We start from the raw sequence: 18,379 nt of genomic DNA on the forward strand, positions 1-18,379 counted from the left end.
TGGCGGCGGCCAGTGCTGCGTTGAGCGTCAGCGGATAGACATCCGGCGTCAGCTCTTTCTTCTCGATCAGGCAGCCGAGGATGCGGGCTTCGCTGGGAGAGAGGATGGGAAGATCGTCGCTCATTGGACTAAAATCCTTTCTGAGGCCGGCAGGACAGAGGGGGGCCGCTACGGATCGCTACATCCGAGGTTTGCAGCAAATCCGCTCCGCCTAGACCCGTCTCTCCACCATCATCTTCTTGATCTCGGCGATCGCCTTGGCCGGGTTGAGGCCTTTCGGGCAGGTCTGCGCGCAGTTCATGATGGTGTGGCAGCGATAGAGCCGGAACGGGTCTTCGAGGTTGTCGAGCCGCTCACCGGTGGCCTCGTCGCGGCTATCGATCAGCCAGCGATAGGCCTGGAGAAGCGTTGCCGGGCCGAGATAGCGGTCGCCGTTCCACCAGTAGCTCGGGCACGAGGTCGAGCAGCAGGCGCACAATATGCATTCGTAGAGCCCGTCGAGTTTCTCGCGGTCCTCGTGGCTCTGCAGCCACTCCTTGGCCGGCTCCGGCGATACCGTCTTCAGCCAGGGCTGGATCGACGCGTGCTGGGCATAGAAATTGGTGAGGTCGGGCACAAGATCCTTGACCACCTGCATATGCGGCAGCGGGTAGACTTTTACCGCGCCGGAAATGTCGTCGCAGCCCTTGGTGCAGGCGAGCGTGTTGGAACCGTCGATGTTCATGGCGCAGGAGCCGCAAATGCCTTCGCGGCAGGAACGCCGCAAGGTCAGCGTCGGGTCGATCTTGTTCTTGATCCACAGCAGCGCGTCGAGCACCATCGGCCCGCAATCGTCCATGTCGACGAAATAGGTGTCGATGCGCGGGTTCTCGTCATCGTCCGGCGACCAGCGATAGATGCGGTATTCCCGCAGATTGGTGGCGCCCTCCGGCTTCGGCCAGGTCTTGCCCTGCTGGATCTTCGAGTTCTTGGGGAGCGTGAGTTCAACCATGTTCGATCCTCAATACACTCTGGCCTTGGGCGCGATCTTGGCGAGGCTGATGCCGCCGTCCTTTTCAGCCAGCTGCGGCTCGGTGTGCACCGGCCGGTAGGAGAGCGTCACCTTGCCGTCTTCGCTCAGCCTGGCCAGCGTGTGCTTGCGCCAGACCGCGTCGTCGCGCGCCGAAAAGTCCTCGCGTGCGTGTGCGCCACGGCTCTCCTTGCGCGCCTCGGCGCTGTAGACCGTGGTGATGGCATTGGCCATCAGGTTTTCCAGCTCCAGCGTCTCGACCAGATCGGAGTTCCAGATCATCGAGCGGTCGGACACTTTGATGTCCTTCAACTCGCCCCAGATCTGCGAAACGCGCTTGCAGCCGCTTTCGAGGGACTCCTGCGTGCGGAATACGGCCGCGTCTTCCTGCATCGCCTTCTGCATCTTTTCACGCAAGCTGGCCGTCGGCGTCGAGCCATTGGCGTGGCGCAGCCGGTCGAAGCGGTCCATGATCTTCTCGACCGAGGCTTCGTTGGGTGAAGGGATCGCCGACTTGCGGTCGATGACCTGGCCGGCGCGGATCGCGGCCGCGCGGCCGAACACCACAAGATCGATCAGCGAATTCGAACCGAGCCGATTGGCACCATGCACTGAGGCGCAGCCGGCTTCGCCGACAGCCATCAATCCGGGCGACACCTGGTCTGGATTGATCGCCGTCGGATTGAGCACCTCGCCCCAGTAATTGGTCGGCACGCCGCCCATATTGTAGTGGACCGTGGGCAGCACCGGGATCGGCTCCTTGGTCAGATCGACACCGGCAAAGATCTTGGCCGATTCCGAAATCCCCGGCAGCCGCTCATGCAGGACGGCGGGATCGAGATGGTCGAGATGCAGGAAGATGTGGTCCTTGTTCTTGCCGACGCCGCGACCCTCGCGGATTTCCAGCGTCATGCAGCGCGAGACAACGTCGCGCGAGGCAAGGTCCTTGGCTGACGGCGCATAGCGCTCCATGAAGCGCTCACCCTCGGAATTGACGAGATAGCCACCCTCGCCGCGCGCACCCTCGGTGATCAGGCAGCCGGCGCCATAGATGCCGGTCGGGTGAAATTGCACGAACTCCATGTCCTGCAGCGGAAAGCCGGCACGCGCGGCCATGCCGCCGCCGTCGCCGGTGCAGGTGTGCGCCGAGGTGGCCGAAAAATAGGTGCGGCCATAGCCGCCGGTCGCCAGCACCACCATCTTGGCCGAGAAGCGGTGGATGGTGCCGTCATCCAGGTTCCAGGCGAGAACGCCGGTGCAGGTGCCGTCCGGCTCCATGATCAGGTCGAGCGCGAAATACTCGATGAAGAACTGCGCGTTGTTCTTCAGCGACTGGCCGTAAAGCGTGTGCAGGATGGCATGGCCGGTGCGGTCGGCGGCGGCACAGGTGCGCTGCACCGGCGGGCCTTCGCCATAGTTCATCATGTGGCCGCCGAACGGCCGCTGATAGATCTTGCCCTCTTCGGTGCGCGAAAACGGCACGCCGTAATGTTCGAGCTCGTAGACCGCGGCCGGCGCTTCGCGCACCAGATATTCCATGGCGTCGACATCGCCCAGCCAGTCCGAGCCCTTGACGGTGTCGTACATGTGCCACTGCCAGGAATCGGGACCCATGTTGGACAGCGAGGCGGCAATGCCGCCTTGCGCCGCCACCGTGTGCGAGCGGGTCGGGAACACCTTGCTGATGCAGGCGGTGCGCAGGCCCTGTTCGGCCATGCCGAGCGTGGCGCGCAGGCCGGCGCCGCCGGCGCCAACGACCACCACGTCGAACTTGTGGTCGACAAAGGTATAGCCTGCCGTGTTGGCTTGTTTCGCGTCCTTGGCCAACTCAGCCTCCGAATGCCAGCTTGAGCAGGGCGAAGATCGAGGCGACGCCGACCGCTATGGTGAAAAATGTATTGAGCGCGATCAGCGCCAGCTTCATGCCTTCGCCATGCACGTAATCCTCGATGATCACCTGCATGCCGAGCCGCATATGGATAAGCCCGGAAATAAGCACCAGGGCCATCACCAGCGCGACGAACGGGTTGGCAAGAGCTGCCCGCACATGTGCGTAGTCGGCGCCGTTGAGCGCAATCAGGAAGCCGACGAAGAACAGGATCAGCGGGATATTGGCGATCGCGGTCAGGCGCTGGCGCCAGAAATGCCCGGTGCCCTCGCGAGCGGAGCCGAGGCCGCGAACCTTCGCCAGCGGCGTGCGCATGTCGGTGTTTTTGCCGCTCATGGTCAGGCTCCCCGCGCCATATAGCCGGCGATCCAGATCAGCAGCGTGAGCAGGATCGAACCGGCCAGCGTCGCCCAGGCGATCTTCGAGGCGGTATGCTTCTCGAGGCCGGCGCCGGTGTCCCAGACCAGATGGCGCACGCCACCCAGCATATGGTGCATCAGCGCCCAGGTGTAGCCGAACAGGATGAGCCGGCCGAGCCAGGTGCCGAAGGCCCAATTGGCCCAATCGAAAGTCGCCTGCGAGCTGGCCGCCGCCATCAGCCACAGGGCGACCAGCAGCGTGCCGAAATACAGCGCGCCACCGGTGATGCGGTGAATGATCGACATCGTCATGGTGATCGGCGGCCGGTACACGGTGAGGTGCGGCGAAATCGGCCGTTCACGTCTGGCAAATTCGCGGGTGGCTGGTGATTTGCTCATGGCTCCCCCAGTTCGGCGTCTCTCTGGAGCCTCAGGTGGAAATGCGGCATTGCCGCTTCCGGTTGCGACTTCGGACAGCCGGTTTCTAATGCTCTTTTTGCACCGCGTCAAAGCCAGAAAACCGTTTCGAAAACGTAATTTAGTCTGACTAAAAGGCCGGCTTAGGCTTCAATCGATTAGGCCGGGAGGCCCAAAGCCGGCTCGATATCGCTGCAGTGCAACATGTCTGGCCCAAGGGCCCAGCGGCCTTGAGATCAGCGCTAGCGTTTGCAGGTCTGCGGCGTAGAGCCCTTCTTCATCACCAGCGCCTCGCGCCCGTCGATCACGATTGCGTCATGCGTGGCCGCCTGGTAGCGGCTGCTCTGGTTGGCGGGCGACGCCGCAAACTCCTCGGTCGCGCCATCGGACCCGACCACACGCAACGACGTGCCTAGATTTTGGATGGAGATCATACCGTTGTTGCCGCATCGGTAGGTGGCCGTGCCTATGCCGGATCGCGGCGCGGTAAGGTTGGTGATGATCTTGGCTGCAGCTGCCGGAGGCGCCGCGGCTGCGACGGACTGCTGAGCCGGCGCAGGTGAGACGACGACGGTATTGGCCGCCTTCGGCCCACCGTCCTGTGGCACACAGCCAGCGACGACCCCGAGCAACGGGAAAACGGACGCCCAAATCGGCCGGCGTAGCGCCATATGCTGTCCTCCCGCGCGGCAAACCAGCCGCGATGCTTTGCCAAGATCAAGGTCATCCCGACGCCGAGACGGACACCAGCCGCGATGGTGCGGCCAAGCATGGCCGAATGATGACCACCGGGTTTTCCATCCAGTCGGATATTAACGGATATTAACCATGTTTACCGAGACATCGCCGCCAAACGCGCCGGCCTCTTAACAAAGGTTAAGAAAACGTTAATTTCTGATTCGAGGAGGCTTTCCCTCAGGACACGGAGGACGCCATGCGTTCGAATTCAGGCAGATCGCGCCTTGCGGCGCTCATCGTAGCGGCCTCGGTCGTTGGCCTTGCAGCGCCCGCGCTCGCAGGCGCCCGGCATCAGGATCGCGTCTACGCGGATTCCTTCGGCAATCTCGTTGTCGACAGCGCCGCCGGCTACAAGCGCATCATCGTCGGCGAAGGCAAGCTGGCCAAGCAGCTATCCGACTACACCAGCGCCGGCCAGCCCAAGGTGATCTACGAGAACGAAGCCGACGAAATCAGCGGATACAGCGATTGCTACCGGCCGCCGGTGCTGGTGAAGGGCCGCTCCTATATGTACGGTCTCTCCGACGGCGAGATGCCCGAACTCAGCCCCTGCCGCTAGCCTCGAGACCGGCTGACAACCAGTTGCCAGCCGGTCCGGCGGAGACGCGCACGCAATCGCGCCCGGCATTCTTCGCCTGATAGAGCGCCTGGTCGGCGCGCCGCATCAGATCGGCAAAGTCTTCGCTTGGATGAAGTTCGGCGACGCCGAAGCTCGCGGTGCAGCGGTTGTCAGCCGGCAGTCCGTCGATGGGCAGCCCGCCAAAGGCGCTGCGCGTGCCCTCGGCGAACAGCCGCGCCGCGGCAAGGTTGGTTCCCGGCAGGATGATGGCGAACTCCTCGCCGCCAATCCGGCCCGCAACGTGATGCGCGGCTGCAGCTTCGCGCAGGAAGCCTGCAAAAGTCTCGATCACCCGGTCGCCTGACGCATGGCCGAAACTGTCGTTGACGCTCTTGAAATGATCGAGATCGGCGATGACCAGCGCGACCGGCACGCCTTGCCGCATCGCGCCAAGCACCGCCAGCTCGGCATGCCGGGTGAAGCCGCCGCGATTGAGCAGGCGCGACAGCGTGTCCGTTTCCGATTTCGACGTCACTTCGGCGAGCACGTCGCGAACCAGGATGGCCAGCGTCAGCAGCGCCAGCGCCAGCGCAAAGACAGTGCCGAGCGATTGCGACACCAGCGCGTAGTTGCTTTGCAGATAGGCCTGCGGATTGGCGCCCCAGCCGCCAAGCGCATGCGCGATGAACGGTTTGGAGGCAAACTGCAGACCGCTCGCCGCCAGCACGGCCATCAACATGCGATCGAGACGGGCAAGCTTTTGCCTCGATGACCAGACAATGGCCAGCCCAACAAACTGCATGACCGCATAGGGAAGCTGGTAAGCCATGATGCGGATCAGCGACTGGCGGGGCAGATCCTGCACGAAATACACAGCTATGGTGGTGGTCAACAGGAACAACAGCATCGGCTTCCAGGGCAGTGCCACGCCGTATTTGCGGGCAAGCCCGCCATTGAACGCAATGGTGGCGGCAAGGAAAACCGCGAAGGCGGACACGACCGGGAGCCGCGCGTCGGAGAAAGCGGGAATGGAGAATTCGATGGCCGAATAGGCCATGCCCAGCAGATAGCCAAATGCCAGCCAGCGCGCCGGCGCGCGGCCGACATCGTGGAAGGCGACCGCCATGAAGGATGCCGCCAGCAGGCCGGCAACCGACAGATTGATCAACAGGATGAAGTTGGCGCCGCTCATGTTCTCCCGCACCCGCGCCGACAGCTAATCATCGACGGGCGAAGAAGACGTTAACGCCGTCCCGTCCGGGCAGATTCAGCCGGTCTTGAGCGGCTCCGGCAGGAACGCCGTTTCCGGCCGCTCATAGGACAGGCGTACACTGTCGCGGCCGTTCTTCTTGGCTTTGTAGAGCGCATCGTCGGCACGGCGCATCAGCGGCTCCAGCGCCTCGCCACCGCTGCGGGCCGCCACGCCGAAGCTTGCCGTCACCCTCGTTCCCTGGGGAAGTCCGTCGACATGACCGGCCGAATAGACGGTGCGCACCGCCTCGGCGAACAGCCGGGCCGCGGCAAGATCGCTGAGTGGCAGCAGCACCGCGAATTCCTCGCCGCCGATACGCCCGGCAACACCGCGCGCGCCGGCCGCCGACCGAAGCTTGGCGGCGAAGTCGGCGATCACCCGATCGCCCGCGCCATGTCCATGCACATCGTTGAGCGCCTTGAAGTGATCGAGGTCGGCCAACACCAGCGCGACCGGGAACCGGGCCGAGGCGCAGTGCTGCAAGAGCAGCATGCCGCGTTCCTCGAAGCCACGCCGGTTGAGCAGGCCCGACAGGGGGTCGGTATAGGTCTCGGTCTTCAATGCCTTCAACACGTCGAGTGCCGCGGCGGAAAACAGGCACAACGCAATGAGCAGCGAGAGCAGCGCGTGCGACAGCAGCGCCGTCGTCCAGTAGGACGAGCCATAGAACCCGTCATAGCTGGCGAAGGGCCCATGCGCGATGACGACGGCAAGGGTGCGCACGAAGAAATTGACGCCCGACAGCAGCGACAGCACGAGCAGGATTTTTTCGGTCGGGCCATTGTTGCGCACCGGGCGCAGTTCGGCAGCAACCAGAAGGCTGATGCCGCCGAATGCGAAATTCATCGCCAGGATGCGCCAGGTGAGATCCGGCGCGACGAACAGGAACCAGCACAACGACGCCAGGCCGCCGCCGGCCAGCACGGCGATCCCCACATAGGGCACCTTGCGGCCATAGCGGTGGATGACAGCGCTGGCCAGGCAGCACGCGGCGATGGTGAAGCAGATGTTCGACGTAAGCTTGGTCAGCGGCATCCCGATGGGCAAGGTGAAATACTGCAGCAGGAAGCCAGCCGCCGAGAGACTGTAGCTGATCGCCAAAACGGCCAGATACGGGCGGTGGCGCTGATAGGACCATAGCACAAGGAACGCCGCGCCCAGCGCCAGCGCGATCGTCGGGTTGAGCAGCGCAATGAGCAGACCCGTGTCCAACCGACTGTGACTTCCCCTGGCTTACGTCAGGGAAGAGCTTAGAGGGCAAGCCCAAACAAGCGGTTAAGCGAAAGCGGTAAGCAGGACCGCCGTCTCAAAATAATGTCAGGGAACCGCAGTCCCCAGTCAGCGTTCCTCCGTTCACAATCTGGAGCGACCCATGGCCGACACAATCACACTGACCGACCACGATGCGATCCGCTCATGGGCTGCCGGGCGCGCCGGCTTTCCCGCAATCGTCGACATATCGCCCGAAGCGGGGACGCAGCCCATGTTGAGGCTGGTCTTCGGCCAGCACGCCTATCAGGATCAGGACCAGCCTGAACGGCCGCTCAATGCGGGAGGCTATGAACTCGTCGAATGGGACGAATGGTTCAAGCTCTTCGAGGAACAACAGCTTGCGCTTGTGGTCGCGGCCGAACAGCCGGGACGCCGCGAGGAGTTCCACGAGCTCGTCCGCCGCGACGGAAAGAGCTGACCCGAGCCGGGCGCGGCTCGGGTTCTGTTTAAATCCGGGTTACTTCCACTCGCGGATGTCGACGAAGTGGCCGGCGATCGCCGCCGCGGCCGCCATCGCCGGCGACACGAGATGGGTGCGGCCCTTGAAGCCTTGCCGGCCCTCGAAATTGCGGTTCGAGGTCGAGGCGCAGCGTTCATGCGGCTTTAGCCGGTCGTCGTTCATGGCAAGGCACATCGAGCAGCCCGGCTCGCGCCAGTCGAAGCCGGCGGCGACAAAGATCTTGTGGAGACCTTCGGCTTCCGCCTGTTCCTTGACCAGGCCGGAGCCGGGCACGATCATCGCATCGACATGCGGGCTGACCGTCTTGCCTTCGACCACCTTGGCGACGGCGCGCAGATCCTCGATGCGGCCGTTGGTGCACGAACCGATGAAGACGCGGTCGAGCGTGATGTCGGTGATCTTGGTGCCCGGCGTCAGACCCATATAGTCGAGCGCGCGCTGCTTGGAGGTGCGCTTGTTTTCATCGGCAATGTCGTCCGGGTTCGGCACGATGCCCTGCACTGACACGACATCCTCGGGCGAGGAGCCCCAGGAGACGATCGGCGGCAGCTTGGCCGCGTCGAGCACGATCACCTTGTCGAAATGCGCGCCTTCGTCAGACTGCAGCGTCTTCCAGTATTCGAGTGCCGCATCCCAGGACGCGCCCTTCGGCGCGCGCGGCTTGTCCTTGACATAGGCGAAGGTCGTCTCGTCGGCGGCGATCAGGCCGGCGCGCGCGCCGCCTTCGATCGACATGTTGCAGATCGTCATGCGGCCTTCCATGGACAGCGCACGGATCGCTTCGCCGGCATATTCGATGACATAGCCGGTGCCGCCGGCGGTGCCGATCTCGCCGATGATGGCCAGGATGATGTCCTTGGCGGTGACGCCCTCCGGCAACTGGCCGTCGACACGCACCAGCATGTTCTTGGCCTTGCGCTGGATCAGCGTCTGCGTCGCCAGCACATGCTCGACCTCGGACGTGCCGATGCCATGCGCCAGCGCGCCGAAAGCGCCATGCGTCGAGGTGTGGCTGTCGCCGCAGACGATGGTCATGCCGGGCAGAGTAAAGCCCTGCTCGGGTCCGATGATGTGGACGATACCCTGGCGGATATCGTTCTCGGAATAATATTCGACTCCGAAATCCCTGGCGTTCTTGGCCAGCGCCTCGACCTGGATGCGGCTTTCCTCGTTCTTGATGCCGAACTTGCGCTCGGGCGAGGTCGAGACATTGTGATCGACCACGGCCAGCGTCTTTTCCGGATGCCGGACTTTACGGCCGGTCATCCGCAGGCCTTCGAAGGCCTGCGGGCTGGTCACTTCATGGACCAGGTGGCGGTCGATGTAGAGCAGGCAGGTGCCGTCGTCCTGGCGATCGACGACATGGTCGTCGAAAATCTTGTCGTAGAGGGTGCGCGGTGCGCTCATGTGCGTAAATCCGTCGATATGAGAATGGGAAAGAGCAGGTACCGGACCTACGGCCGGCGAAAGGGACCCGAACAGGGCCGCCTAGGGTAGTCGGCTGGTCAGCGCCCCGGACACGCGCGCGGAAAAACGCGACGGCAGGCGTTTCCTGTCCTGCAGCACGAACCCCTTGTAGGCCGGATCGCCAAAAAGCTCTTCCATGGCGTGGCTCATACCAATGTTTTGGGTTTTCGGCAATTGCGGCGTTCAGCGCCTTTACCTCCTCCCTTGTGGGAGAAGGGAAGTGGGGTCACAACACTTCAAACACAAACGTCTTCACCAACGCGTCCGGCTCGGCGATCGCATAGCAGCGGAACCACGGGCTCTCCTCGACCGCCCGCCATTTCCCAGCTTGCTCCAGCTCATCGAACACCGCCTGGAAGCCGCCGCTCTCGAACACCTGGTCGCGCACGGTGAAGATCGCATGGCCGCCCTTACGGGTGATGCGCAACAGCTCGTGCAGGCCGGATGCCGGCGCATGGCTGATGGTGAACACGCCGGTCGAGAAGAAGGCGCGGAAGTGGCCGTCAGGCCATGGCAGCGTTTCGCCCAGCATTGCCTGCTTCAGGTCGCTGTAGGCATTGCGGCTGCCGGCGATCTTCAGCATATCGTGCGAGAGGTCGAGCCCCGCAATGTCGCGGTAACCGAGCGCCTTCAGCGAGGGTCCCGACAGGCCAGTGCCGCAGCCGGCATCGAGCAAGGGGCCATCGCCCGCCGGCACATGACGCGCCACCCAGGCGGTGATCAGGAAAGGCAGGAGGTAGCCGAGCGAGGCGGTCTCGCTGTCATAGGTCGCAGCCCACGCGGCATAGGCCTCCTCAAGCGCTTCCGGCGTGTCGGCCGTATAGACGGAATCCAGCGCCGCATTGGCTTTGTCGACGATCATGGGGACCTCCTCAAGGGGAATGCTCGGGGATCGTAGCGCTGCCTTGGCCGAAAAACTATTCCTCGTGCTGGCGGCGCAGCCGCCGCTCCAGCGCCCTGAGCGCCAGCGACAGGCCGACGGTCAGAATGAGATAGATGTAGGCCGTTATCGAATAGGTCTCGAAGAAGCGAAAGGAGCCGGCGGCGTAGACCTTGCCCATCTGCGTGATGTCGGCAACGCCGAGCACCGAGACCAGCGAGGAATCCTTGACCAAAGCGACGAAATCATTGCCGAGCGGCGGCAGGATGGTGCGGATCGCCTGTGGGAACACGATCAGCCGGAAACGCTGCGCGCGTGTCAGCCCAAGCGCCTTCGCCGCTTCGATCTGACCCTTCTCCACCGCCTGGATGCCGGCCCGGAAAACCTCCGAGATGAAAGCCGAATAGCCGATGGTCAGCGCCATGATAGCGCGCCAGAGCAGCGACACGTCGCGCACCAAAAGCTCGCCGAACAGGCCGGCACTTTGCAGCGGCGCGGTCAGCGCGTTCCAGGCCGCGACGAAGGCCGGCGCGCCGGCAAAGGCGATCCAGAACAACAGCACCAGGATCGGTACGCCGCGGACGATCTCGACATAGAAGCGCGCGATCTGGCGCAGCCAGCGCGAACCGGACATTCCCATCAGCGCGATGCCAAGACCCATGGCCGAAGCCAGCACGAAGGCGATCACGGTGACGAAGATGGTGATGCCGATGCCCTTGGCGACGGTGGCGAACACCTGGGCATAGAGGTTGCTGGTGGCGACGAAGACGGCCACCGCGATCGCGAGGGCTGCGGCAACGACAAGCCACCAGGGGAAGTCGGCTTTGGACGAAGAGGAAGGCGTTGCCATCAGGCGATGCCGGCCAAGCAGACGTGGGGGCCGAGGGGGGCGTTCAAGCGCGAAGTCAGCGGGAAATCACTGCCCCATCTTGTAATCAAGAAACCATTTCTTGTTTAGCGCATCGAACGTCCCGTCCGCCTTCAACGCAGCGATTGCCGCGTTGATCGGCTTCACCAGGTCGGAGCCCTTGGGGAAAATGAAACCGAAATCCTCGGTGCCGAGCGGCCCGCCGATCAGTTTCAGTTTGCCCTCGGAGGCATCGACATAGCCTTTGCCAGCGGTGCCATCGGTCAAAACGACATCGACGTCACCGGACTTCAGTGCCTGCACGGTCGCGCCGAAGGTTTCGAACAGTTTAATGCGCGGGTTCTGCTCATTGCCGTCGAGCACGCTATAGACGGCGGTGTAGAAGGGCGTGGTGCCGGCCTGCGCGCCAATCAGCCCGTCCTTGAAGTCGCCGAAGGTCTTGGCGTCAGTGAAGCGGCTCTCATCGCCGCGCACCAGCATGAACTGTTCCGAGCGCATATAGGGGTCGGAGAAATCGACCTTCTCCTTGCGGTCGTCCTTGATGGTGATGCCGGTCATGCCAATGTTGTACTGGTTGTCGGAAACCGCCTGGATCATCGCGTCCCAGGAAGTGTTCTGGTACTCGACCGTGAAATTGAGCCGCTTGGCGATCTCGTTCATCGCGTCATACTCCCAGCCGATCTGCTTGCCGGTCTTGGCATCGATGAACTGCAGCGGCGGATAGGCGTTTTCGGTCACAACCACAACCTTTTTGCCGCCGAGGTCGGGCAGCGCCTGCGCGAAGGCGGCAACGGGCGTCAGGACGAGGGCAAGCAGGCCTGCCAGCAGCAGTTTCGATTTGGTCATGACACACTCCCCGGAAATTGACGGACCCGGACATGGCCGGGCTTGCAGGAAAATACGGCGCCGACTTTAGCTTTCCGCAAGCGTCATGCAAGACGGTCCGCTGCGTCAGCGCGCGCGAAAAGGGATTCCAGTGCCTTCATTTCCGGGATTCAGGAATGAACGGTGTCGCGGCAGCGATCAACTCCGCTTCGCGATGCCGGCATCTGCCTTGCGCAAGCCGGAGACGAACCGCGTCAGGGTGCTGTGCAGGGATCTCAACTCGTCGGCATCCAGCGGCAGGTTGCAAAGCATAGCCGCCGGCACGCTTTTGGCCTGCTCACGCAACGCTTGGCCCTTCGCTGTCGGCTCGACCATAACCCGGCGCTCGTCGGCCGGGTCGCGGCGGCGGGTAACGAGGCCGCCAGCCTCCATCCGCTTGAGCAGCGGCGTCAGCGTCGCGGAATCCAGGCCAAGCGCTTCGCCAAGCTCGCCAACCGTGCTTGGAGCCCGTTCCCAAAGCGCCAACATGGCCAGATATTGCGGATAGGTCAGGCCGAGCGGATCGAGCAGCGGGCGGTAGAGCTTCGTCATCAGCCCGCTTGCCGAATAAAGCGCGAAGCACAGTTGCTGGTCGAGCCGCGGAACGTGAAACGTCCCGGTGGCCTCCGCCGGGACGTCGCTGGTGCTCTTTGTCGTCTTTTCCGTCATGTCGCCTTTACCGAAAGCGCTACGTCGACATTGCCCCTGATGGCGTTGGAATAGGGGCAGATCTTGTGCGCCTCCGATACAAGCGCTTCCGCCGCCGCCTGATCAAGGCCTTTCGTTTCCGCCGCGAGCGCGACGCCGAGCTTAAAGCCTTCCCCATTGGGAAGCAGGCTGACGGTGGAGGTTACCCCGGCATCCGTCAGCGACAGCTTCTGTTTGCGCGCGACGAAGCGGATGGCGCTTTCGAAGCAGGCGGCATAGCCGATTGCGAACAGTTGCTCAGGATTGGTGGCGCCCCCCGGCCCGCCGAGCTCCTTGGGCATTGCCAGATCGACCTTGAGCAGACCGTCGCTGGTCTCGCCATGACCGGCGCGGCCGCCGGTGACGTGAGCCTGTGTGGTGTAGAGTGCCATATCAAATCTCCAATTACCTTGTGCACGATTATTTAGTGCACAAGATAATGCGCCGTCAACAGCCGGCTCCTGTGTCTGGCGCTGAAAGCGTTCACAGTCTGGTGAAACGAAAAAAGGCGGCCGAAGCCGCCTTTTTGAATGGGATGTCCGAAAACCTTATTCGGCGGGGGTCGCTTCCGCGGCGGCCTTGGCTGCTGCTTCGGCCTCGGCGGCGGCCTTCTTCTCGGCGGCGTCCTGGGCGGCCTTCTCGACGGCCAGGGCCTCGGCTGCTGCCACCTTCTCGGCCTCGATGCGGGCCTTCTCGGCGTTCAGCGCATCGCGCTCCTCATCATTCAGCTTGCGGGCGCGCACGCCGGTGTTTTCCGAAATACGGGCCGATTTGCCGCGACGATCGCGCAGGTAGTAGAGCTTGGCGCGACGCACCTTGCCGCGGCGAACGATCTCGACGCCTTCAACCATCGGCGAGTAGACCGGGAACACGCGCTCGACGCCTTCGCCGTAGGAAATCTTGCGAACCGTGAAGTTCTCCTGGAAGCCGGCGCCGGCGCGGGCGATGACGACGCCCTCATAGGCCTGGACGCGGGTGCGGGTGCCTTCGGTCACGCGGACCTGGACGCGCACGGTGTCGCCGGGCTGGAATTCGGGAAGCTTGCGCTTGGCCTCGATCTTGGCGGCCTGTTCGGCCTCGAGCTGACGGAGGATATCCATCTCAAAAGTCCACTTCTTGTTCTTCCGACAGTCAGAGCGTCCGACACTCGCCTTGCAGTTCCATTGACCGCTTGGCTATGCCTTTTGTCTCCAAGACATTTGTCTTTGAAACATCAGGCAGGGGCGACTACACCGTCATTGTTGACGGGTCCGGCAGATTCTTTCTGGCCGGTACGGGCGGGCACATACAGCTATTTCGCCGCTTTGTCACGCCTTGGCAGCGCATTTTCTGCTCGCATGGCACCATCCTAATCCTGCCGTGCCGGGTTGCGCCGGTCGTTCAGGCTTTCTAAGCCTGAAATAACACAGTTTTGAGCGGCCGCAATTCATGTCTGTCTTCGATGCCATCCTGCTCTTTCTGGCGGGCTTTCTGTCAGGCGCCGCCAATGCGGTCGCCGGTGGTGGCACCTTCATCACCTTCGGCGCCATGACGTTGGTCGGCCTGCCGCCGATCGTCGCCAACGCCACCTCCTCGGTGACCCAATTTCCAGGCTACATCACTTCGACCCTCGCCTACTCGGCCGATATCAGGCATTTCTGGCGCGGCGCGCTGCTGCTGTGCCTGATCTCGGCCGTGGGCGCTCTGGCCGGCGCGCTGATCCTTTTGGCGCTCGACAATCCGTCGTTTCGCGCTCTGGTGCCGTGGCTGCTCCTGGCCGCGACGGGCCTGTTCGCCGCCGGCCCCTGGCTGAAACCAGTGCCGAAGCCCGGCCATGAAGCGGCGGTGGGCTCGCTGGCCGGCTCGCTCGCACAATTTATCACTGCCATCTATGGCGGCTTCTTCGGCGCCGGCATGGGCGTGATGATGCTGGCGACGCTCGGCCTGACGCAAGCCGGCGACTATCACCGGCTGAACGCGTTGAAGAACATGCTGGCCATGGTCATCGCCGCTGTCGCGATCGTCGTCTTCGTCTCGGGCGGCGTCGTCGCCTGGCCGCAGGCGATCATCATGATCCCGGGCGGCGCGCTTGGCGGCTATGCCGGCGTCTGGATCGCCAAGCGCGTGCCGCAAAACGCGGTGCGCGGCTTCGTCGTCGCCGTCGGGCTGTTTCTAGCTTTCTACTATTTCACGAAAGGCTGAGCGGGGCTAAACTGCGGCGAACGCGTGCTGGTCGCTCTCCGCGCAATCGACTAACCAACACAAGTAAGAACGGGATTGGTCATCTGCTTTTGCCAATCCGGCCCGAGAGCGGCTTTTGCAGAAAGCGCACTCTCTGATCCAGGGTCTCCATCGTGGAACATCTTGATTGCGAATGATTGCCCGTGATGTCCAATAACCATTGGCATACCTGGCTGATAAGTTGTTGTCGCATTCACCATCGATCCGCTGACGACGGCCGTCGTGTTATAGGTACCCGGACCTTGTACAACGGCAATGTTACTCTCGGAGGCACCGTTGAAAATCACATAGCTGTCGAAGCCGGCTTTGAGCGTGGCTATCGCAGCCTCCTTTGCCGCAACCTTCGATGCGCCGATGCCCCCACAAGCGGGCGCCGCGCTCGACTGAACTATAGCCGTATCGCGCGACGTCTGAACCGTGCTTGCCGAAGCGCAGCCCGCCAATACAGACATAGCCAAATAAACGAAGCTCTTTTGCATGAATCCCCCCAAATGCTTAGGGAGACTAGCGCTCAATTCTCACAGAAGTCGAGGCAGTCAAATAGGAGAATGGTCTCTTCTTCAAACACTACTGGTCCTGCCACCTCTCAAAAGATCCGGACGCCGCTCCTTCGTCAGCCTCTCGGACTCCGCCCGCCGCCAGGCGGCGATCTTCTTGTGATTGCCCGAGATCAGCACCTCGGGAATCACACGGCCTTCGAACTCCTGCGGCCGCGTGTAGTGGGGATGTTCGAGCAGGCCGTTCTCAAAGCTCTCTTCCTCGCCCGACACCGCATTGCCCATCACGCCGGGCAACAGCCGCACCACCGCATCGAGCAGCACAAGGGCGGCCGGCTCACCCCCGGAGAGGATGAAGTCGCCGATAGAGACCTCCTCCAATCCCCGCGCGTCGATCACCCGCTGGTCGACGCCCTCGAAACGGCCGCAGACGATGACGGCACCCGGCCCAGCGGCCAGCTCGCGCACACGCGCCTGGGTCAGCGGCTTGCCGCGCGGGCTCATCAGCAGCCGAGGCCGCGCATCGCCTTCCGGCGAAGCGTGGTCGACGGCTTTCGCCAGCACGTCGGCGCGCATCACCATGCCGGCGCCGCCGCCGGCGGGCGTGTCGTCGACGGTGCGATGGCGGTCGGGGGCGAAGTCGCGGATCTGGATCGCCTCCAGCGACCACGTCCCGGCCTCCAGCGCCCGGCCGGCCAACGACAGGCCGAGCGCGCCGGGAAACATCTCGGGGTAAAGCGTCAGCACCGAAGCGGAAAAACTCACCGGTTGCCCCCGGCATCGCTCGGTCCGCGCGGCCGGCCCTTCGGATCGAAGTCTTCCTCGCGCAGGCCATCGCCATCCTCGTCGTCGACCAGCCCGGCTGCCGCCGGATCGACACGGACAAAACCCTCGGCGATCGACACTTGCGGCACGGCGGCCTGTGTGAACGGGATCAGCACGCCCTTGCGCCCGCCCAGCGTCACGTCGAGAATGTCGCCGCCGCCGAAATTGTGCACCGCGACCACCTTGCCAAGCACGGCAGCCGTGTCGTCGCGGACTTCGAGGCCGACGAGGTCGGCATGGTAGAATTCGTCTTCCTCGCCGTCGTCCGGCAGCATCGAACGGTCGACGAACAGCTCCGTGCCTGCCAGCGCCTCGGCCGCATTGCGGTCGGCAATGCCCTTGAAGCGGACCACGACGACGGTGTTGGCAGGCCTGATGTCGACGATCTGGAAGGCGCGCCCGTCCCTGGCGTAGAGCGGCCCGTAATCGGCCAGCGCCAGCGGCTCACCTGTGAAGGTCTTCACCCGCAATTCGCCCTTGATGCCATGGGCGGCGCCGATCACGGCCATCTGGACAGGGTTCTGGGGCTTGCTCATGGCGCTTTTACCTTCGTCATCCACGGGCGGAGCAGGCGCGAAGCGACTGCGCAGACCCGAGGATCCATTCCGTTACGGCGACCAAAAAGCACGGCAGTTCAGAAAGGGTCACGAGTCTCGTTCCTGCCAACTCTCTATTTGCAAACACTTCGCGCGGTCTCCACCGCAAAGCTATCAGACTTGTAACGCAGCAACGCTCGCAGGTCACGGCATGGATCCTGGGGTCTCCGCGACGTCGCTTCGCTCCTGCTCCGCCCCAGGATGACGAAGGGGGCGGGCATTTCAGCCAATCACCAAGGTAGTCATCTGCCACCAATCGATGGTCTCCTAACCTCAGCCGGCTGTCATTTCAATGACGGCTCTTCACCGCTTCCTAACCCGAATACCCGAAAATGCCGCCATGCAGGAATTCCTCATCCCGGCCAAACCCGATCTCCAGGCGGCGCGCGAAAGCTGGCTCAAGATGCTGGCGCGAGAACGTCGGCTGTCGCCCAAGACCGTGGAAGCCTATGAGCGCGACACGCGCCAGTTCCTGCATTTCCTCACCGGCCATTGCGGCGGCTCGCCCGGCATTTCGGACATCGCCGATCTGCGCCCGGCCGACCTGCGCGGCTTTCTCGCGGCGCGGCGCAATGCCGGTGCCGGTGCCCGCACGCTCGGCCGGGGTCTCGCCGGCATCCGCTCGCTGCTGCGTTTCCTCGAGCGGCGCGGCCTCGCCAATGCGGCCGGGGCAGCAGCACTGCGCGCGCCCCGCCAGCCCAAATCGCTGCCCAAGCCGCTGACAGCGAGCGATGCCAAGCATGTTGTTTCCATTGAAGGCCAACTGGCGGAGGAACCCTGGATCGCAGCGCGCAACGCCGCCGTGCTGACACTGCTCTACGGCTGCGGTCTGCGCATTTCCGAGGCGCTTGGCCTCGCCGGCGCCGATCTGGCGTCGGCGGCCGACACGGTGCTTCGCGTCACCGGCAAGGGCGGCAAGACGCGCCTGGTGCCGGTGCTGCCGGTGGCGCTCAGGGCGATCGCCGAATATCGCCGGCTCTGCCCCTACCATCTCGACCCCAAGGGCCTGTTGTTTCGTGGCGCCCGCGGCGGTCCGCTCAACCCGGCCATTGTCCAGCGCGACATGGCCAAGCTGCGCTCGGCGCTCAACCTGCCCGATACCGCGACGCCGCATGCGCTGCGCCATTCCTTCGCTACGCATCTGCTCGGCCGCGGCGGCGATTTGCGCACCATCCAGGAACTGCTCGGCCACGCCAGCCTGTCGACGACGCAGATCTACACCGGCGTCGACACCGCGAGGCTGCTCGAGATCTACGAATCAGCCCATCCACGGGCATGAACGCCAGTAGCGTCGCATAGTATCGGTGGCCAAACGTTCACCATTGGCCGAAAGCCTCCCCAACGTCGTCATCCCTGGGCGAAGCAGGAGCGAAGCTCCGTCGCGGAGACCCTGGGATCCATGCCGCGACCTTTGCCATGGAGTGCTGCGGAGCGGAATTCTGCACTGTTGCAGCGTTCCAGAGTCCCGGCATGGATCCTCGGGTCTGCGCCGCGTCGCTACGCTCCTTGCTCCGCCCGTGG

Annotated in this window: 22 protein-coding genes; 4 read left to right on the plus strand and 18 right to left on the minus strand. The window is 63.5% G+C overall.

All coding sequences use genetic code 11. From position 1 onward, the window contains the following. The 6 genes from EOB49_RS38680 to EOB49_RS27755 form a co-directional block, all read right to left on the minus strand. Positions 1 to 124, minus strand: a 124-nt coding sequence (locus tag EOB49_RS38680) for a DUF480 domain-containing protein (protein ID WP_127382860.1), incomplete at its 3' end; no start/stop codon positions are given. Positions 125 to 211: 87 nt separating this feature from the next. Next, positions 212 to 991 carry a succinate dehydrogenase iron-sulfur subunit gene (locus EOB49_RS27735; protein ID WP_127382861.1) on the minus strand — a complete coding sequence of 260 codons (780 nt, stop codon included), beginning with the start codon at positions 989 to 991 and terminating at the stop codon, positions 212 to 214. 9 nt (positions 992 to 1,000) lie between these two features. After that, positions 1,001 to 2,836, minus strand: coding sequence for a succinate dehydrogenase flavoprotein subunit (sdhA, locus tag EOB49_RS27740; protein WP_127382862.1), 1,836 nt, complete (start codon positions 2,834 to 2,836; stop codon positions 1,001 to 1,003). A gap of 1 nt (position 2,837) precedes the next feature. Beyond that, positions 2,838 to 3,233 carry a succinate dehydrogenase, hydrophobic membrane anchor protein gene (gene sdhD, locus EOB49_RS27745; protein WP_127382863.1) on the minus strand — a complete coding sequence of 132 codons (396 nt, stop codon included), beginning with the start codon at positions 3,231 to 3,233 and terminating at the stop codon, positions 2,838 to 2,840. Between the two features lie 2 nt (positions 3,234 to 3,235). Then, entirely contained in the window at positions 3,236 to 3,655 is a 420-nt protein-coding gene (gene sdhC, locus EOB49_RS27750) for a succinate dehydrogenase, cytochrome b556 subunit (RefSeq protein WP_032900823.1), read from the minus strand. 260 nt (positions 3,656 to 3,915) lie between these two features. Beyond that, positions 3,916 to 4,344, minus strand: coding sequence for a hypothetical protein (locus EOB49_RS27755; protein WP_127382864.1), 429 nt, complete (start codon positions 4,342 to 4,344; stop codon positions 3,916 to 3,918). Positions 4,345 to 4,607: 263 nt separating this feature from the next. Between EOB49_RS27755 and EOB49_RS27760 the strand changes: the two genes are divergently transcribed. Continuing rightward, positions 4,608 to 4,970 carry a hypothetical protein gene (locus EOB49_RS27760; RefSeq protein WP_127382865.1) on the plus strand — a complete coding sequence of 121 codons (363 nt, stop codon included), beginning with the start codon at positions 4,608 to 4,610 and terminating at the stop codon, positions 4,968 to 4,970. Here the strand turns inward: EOB49_RS27760 and EOB49_RS27765 are convergent. Beyond that, positions 4,954 to 6,162 (minus strand): GGDEF domain-containing protein, encoded by a 1,209-nt coding sequence (locus EOB49_RS27765; protein ID WP_127382866.1) that lies wholly within the window; start codon positions 6,160 to 6,162, stop codon positions 4,954 to 4,956. The two genes, EOB49_RS27760 and EOB49_RS27765, sit on opposite strands and share 17 nt — an antisense overlap. Positions 6,163 to 6,237: 75 nt before the next feature. Continuing rightward, positions 6,238 to 7,434 (minus strand): GGDEF domain-containing protein, encoded by a 1,197-nt coding sequence (locus tag EOB49_RS27770; protein WP_127382867.1) that lies wholly within the window; start codon positions 7,432 to 7,434, stop codon positions 6,238 to 6,240. A 160-nt stretch (positions 7,435 to 7,594) separates the two neighbouring features. Here EOB49_RS27770 and EOB49_RS27775 point away from each other — a divergent pair, with 160 nt between their 5' ends. Beyond that, positions 7,595 to 7,912 carry a hypothetical protein gene (locus EOB49_RS27775; RefSeq protein WP_127267369.1) on the plus strand — a complete coding sequence of 106 codons (318 nt, stop codon included), beginning with the start codon at positions 7,595 to 7,597 and terminating at the stop codon, positions 7,910 to 7,912. Positions 7,913 to 7,951: 39 nt separating this feature from the next. Here EOB49_RS27775 and leuC read toward each other — a convergent pair whose 3' ends face one another. The 7 genes from leuC to rplS all read right to left on the minus strand — a co-directional run bounded on the left by leuC (position 7,952) and on the right by rplS (position 13,820). Further along, positions 7,952 to 9,361 (minus strand): 3-isopropylmalate dehydratase large subunit, encoded by a 1,410-nt coding sequence (gene leuC, locus EOB49_RS27780; protein ID WP_127382868.1) that lies wholly within the window; start codon positions 9,359 to 9,361, stop codon positions 7,952 to 7,954. Positions 9,362 to 9,647: 286 nt separating this feature from the next. Then, positions 9,648 to 10,283 carry a class I SAM-dependent methyltransferase gene (locus EOB49_RS27790; RefSeq protein WP_127382869.1) on the minus strand — a complete coding sequence of 212 codons (636 nt, stop codon included), beginning with the start codon at positions 10,281 to 10,283 and terminating at the stop codon, positions 9,648 to 9,650. 55 nt (positions 10,284 to 10,338) lie between these two features. Further along, positions 10,339 to 11,151: an amino acid ABC transporter permease gene (locus tag EOB49_RS27795; RefSeq protein WP_127321316.1), complete on the minus strand. Its 813-nt coding sequence runs from the start codon at positions 11,149 to 11,151 to the stop codon at positions 10,339 to 10,341. Positions 11,152 to 11,217: 66 nt separating this feature from the next. Then, a complete protein-coding gene (locus tag EOB49_RS27800; protein ID WP_127382870.1) occupies positions 11,218 to 12,015 on the minus strand; it encodes a basic amino acid ABC transporter substrate-binding protein in 798 nt (265 codons plus the stop codon). Between the two features lie 177 nt (positions 12,016 to 12,192). Next, positions 12,193 to 12,702, minus strand: a complete 510-nt coding sequence (locus EOB49_RS27805; protein ID WP_127382871.1) for a MarR family transcriptional regulator — start codon at positions 12,700 to 12,702, stop codon at positions 12,193 to 12,195. Further along, a complete protein-coding gene (locus tag EOB49_RS27810; RefSeq protein ID WP_127382872.1) occupies positions 12,699 to 13,112 on the minus strand; it encodes an organic hydroperoxide resistance protein in 414 nt (137 codons plus the stop codon). Before EOB49_RS27810 ends, EOB49_RS27805 begins: the two co-directional genes overlap by 4 nt. Positions 13,113 to 13,268: 156 nt before the next feature. Next, a complete protein-coding gene (rplS, locus tag EOB49_RS27815; RefSeq protein ID WP_013528861.1) occupies positions 13,269 to 13,820 on the minus strand; it encodes a 50S ribosomal protein L19 in 552 nt (183 codons plus the stop codon). Between the two features lie 328 nt (positions 13,821 to 14,148). On the opposite strand from rplS, the gene EOB49_RS27825 reads away from it, so the two are divergent. Then, complete coding sequence (locus EOB49_RS27825; RefSeq protein ID WP_127382873.1) at positions 14,149 to 14,901, plus strand: sulfite exporter TauE/SafE family protein; 753 nt, start codon at positions 14,149 to 14,151, stop codon at positions 14,899 to 14,901. Positions 14,902 to 14,951: 50 nt separating this feature from the next. Here EOB49_RS27825 and EOB49_RS27830 read toward each other — a convergent pair whose 3' ends face one another. The 3 genes from EOB49_RS27830 to rimM all read right to left on the minus strand — a co-directional run bounded on the left by EOB49_RS27830 (position 14,952) and on the right by rimM (position 16,798). Further along, positions 14,952 to 15,419, minus strand: a complete 468-nt coding sequence (locus EOB49_RS27830; RefSeq protein WP_027037427.1) for a hypothetical protein — start codon at positions 15,417 to 15,419, stop codon at positions 14,952 to 14,954. Between the two features lie 81 nt (positions 15,420 to 15,500). After that, positions 15,501 to 16,202 carry a tRNA (guanosine(37)-N1)-methyltransferase TrmD gene (gene trmD, locus EOB49_RS27835; protein WP_127382874.1) on the minus strand — a complete coding sequence of 234 codons (702 nt, stop codon included), beginning with the start codon at positions 16,200 to 16,202 and terminating at the stop codon, positions 15,501 to 15,503. Further along, positions 16,199 to 16,798 carry a ribosome maturation factor RimM gene (gene rimM, locus EOB49_RS27840; RefSeq protein WP_127382875.1) on the minus strand — a complete coding sequence of 200 codons (600 nt, stop codon included), beginning with the start codon at positions 16,796 to 16,798 and terminating at the stop codon, positions 16,199 to 16,201. Before rimM ends, trmD begins: the two co-directional genes overlap by 4 nt. Positions 16,799 to 17,198: 400 nt before the next feature. On the opposite strand from rimM, the gene EOB49_RS27845 reads away from it, so the two are divergent. Then, positions 17,199 to 18,137, plus strand: coding sequence for a tyrosine recombinase XerC (locus tag EOB49_RS27845; protein ID WP_127382876.1), 939 nt, complete (start codon positions 17,199 to 17,201; stop codon positions 18,135 to 18,137). The last annotated feature ends 242 nt before the right edge of the window (positions 18,138 to 18,379 follow it).

The sequence above is a fragment of the Mesorhizobium sp. M7A.F.Ca.MR.148.00.0.0 genome, assembly GCF_003997735.1.
Lineage (GTDB): Bacteria > Pseudomonadota > Alphaproteobacteria > Rhizobiales > Rhizobiaceae > Mesorhizobium.

Bases quoted from the DNA above. Each gene is read 5' to 3' on its own strand.
- sdhD (WP_127382863.1), bottom strand. From the start codon at position 3,233: ATGAGCGGCAAAAACACCGACATGCGCACGCCGCTGGCGAAGGTTCGC.
- EOB49_RS27845 (WP_127382876.1), top strand. From the start codon at position 17,199: ATGCAGGAATTCCTCATCCCGGCCAAACCCGATCTCCAGGCGGCGCGC.
- EOB49_RS27805 (WP_127382871.1), bottom strand. From the start codon at position 12,702: ATGACGGAAAAGACGACAAAGAGCACCAGCGACGTCCCGGCGGAGGCC.
- EOB49_RS27765 (WP_127382866.1), bottom strand. From the start codon at position 6,162: ATGAGCGGCGCCAACTTCATCCTGTTGATCAATCTGTCGGTTGCCGGC.
- EOB49_RS27790 (WP_127382869.1), bottom strand. From the start codon at position 10,283: ATGATCGTCGACAAAGCCAATGCGGCGCTGGATTCCGTCTATACGGCC.
- rimM (WP_127382875.1), bottom strand. From the start codon at position 16,798: ATGAGCAAGCCCCAGAACCCTGTCCAGATGGCCGTGATCGGCGCCGCC.
- EOB49_RS27735 (WP_127382861.1), bottom strand. From the start codon at position 991: ATGGTTGAACTCACGCTCCCCAAGAACTCGAAGATCCAGCAGGGCAAG.
- rplS (WP_013528861.1), bottom strand. From the start codon at position 13,820: ATGGATATCCTCCGTCAGCTCGAGGCCGAACAGGCCGCCAAGATCGAG.
- EOB49_RS27800 (WP_127382870.1), bottom strand. From the start codon at position 12,015: ATGACCAAATCGAAACTGCTGCTGGCAGGCCTGCTTGCCCTCGTCCTG.
- EOB49_RS27755 (WP_127382864.1), bottom strand. From the start codon at position 4,344: ATGGCGCTACGCCGGCCGATTTGGGCGTCCGTTTTCCCGTTGCTCGGG.
- EOB49_RS27830 (WP_027037427.1), bottom strand. From the start codon at position 15,419: ATGCAAAAGAGCTTCGTTTATTTGGCTATGTCTGTATTGGCGGGCTGC.
- EOB49_RS27825 (WP_127382873.1), top strand. From the start codon at position 14,149: ATGTCTGTCTTCGATGCCATCCTGCTCTTTCTGGCGGGCTTTCTGTCA.
- EOB49_RS27775 (WP_127267369.1), top strand. From the start codon at position 7,595: ATGGCCGACACAATCACACTGACCGACCACGATGCGATCCGCTCATGG.
- EOB49_RS27810 (WP_127382872.1), bottom strand. From the start codon at position 13,112: ATGGCACTCTACACCACACAGGCTCACGTCACCGGCGGCCGCGCCGGT.
- leuC (WP_127382868.1), bottom strand. From the start codon at position 9,361: ATGAGCGCACCGCGCACCCTCTACGACAAGATTTTCGACGACCATGTC.
- EOB49_RS27760 (WP_127382865.1), top strand. From the start codon at position 4,608: ATGCGTTCGAATTCAGGCAGATCGCGCCTTGCGGCGCTCATCGTAGCG.
- sdhC (WP_032900823.1), bottom strand. From the start codon at position 3,655: ATGAGCAAATCACCAGCCACCCGCGAATTTGCCAGACGTGAACGGCCG.
- EOB49_RS27795 (WP_127321316.1), bottom strand. From the start codon at position 11,151: ATGGCAACGCCTTCCTCTTCGTCCAAAGCCGACTTCCCCTGGTGGCTT.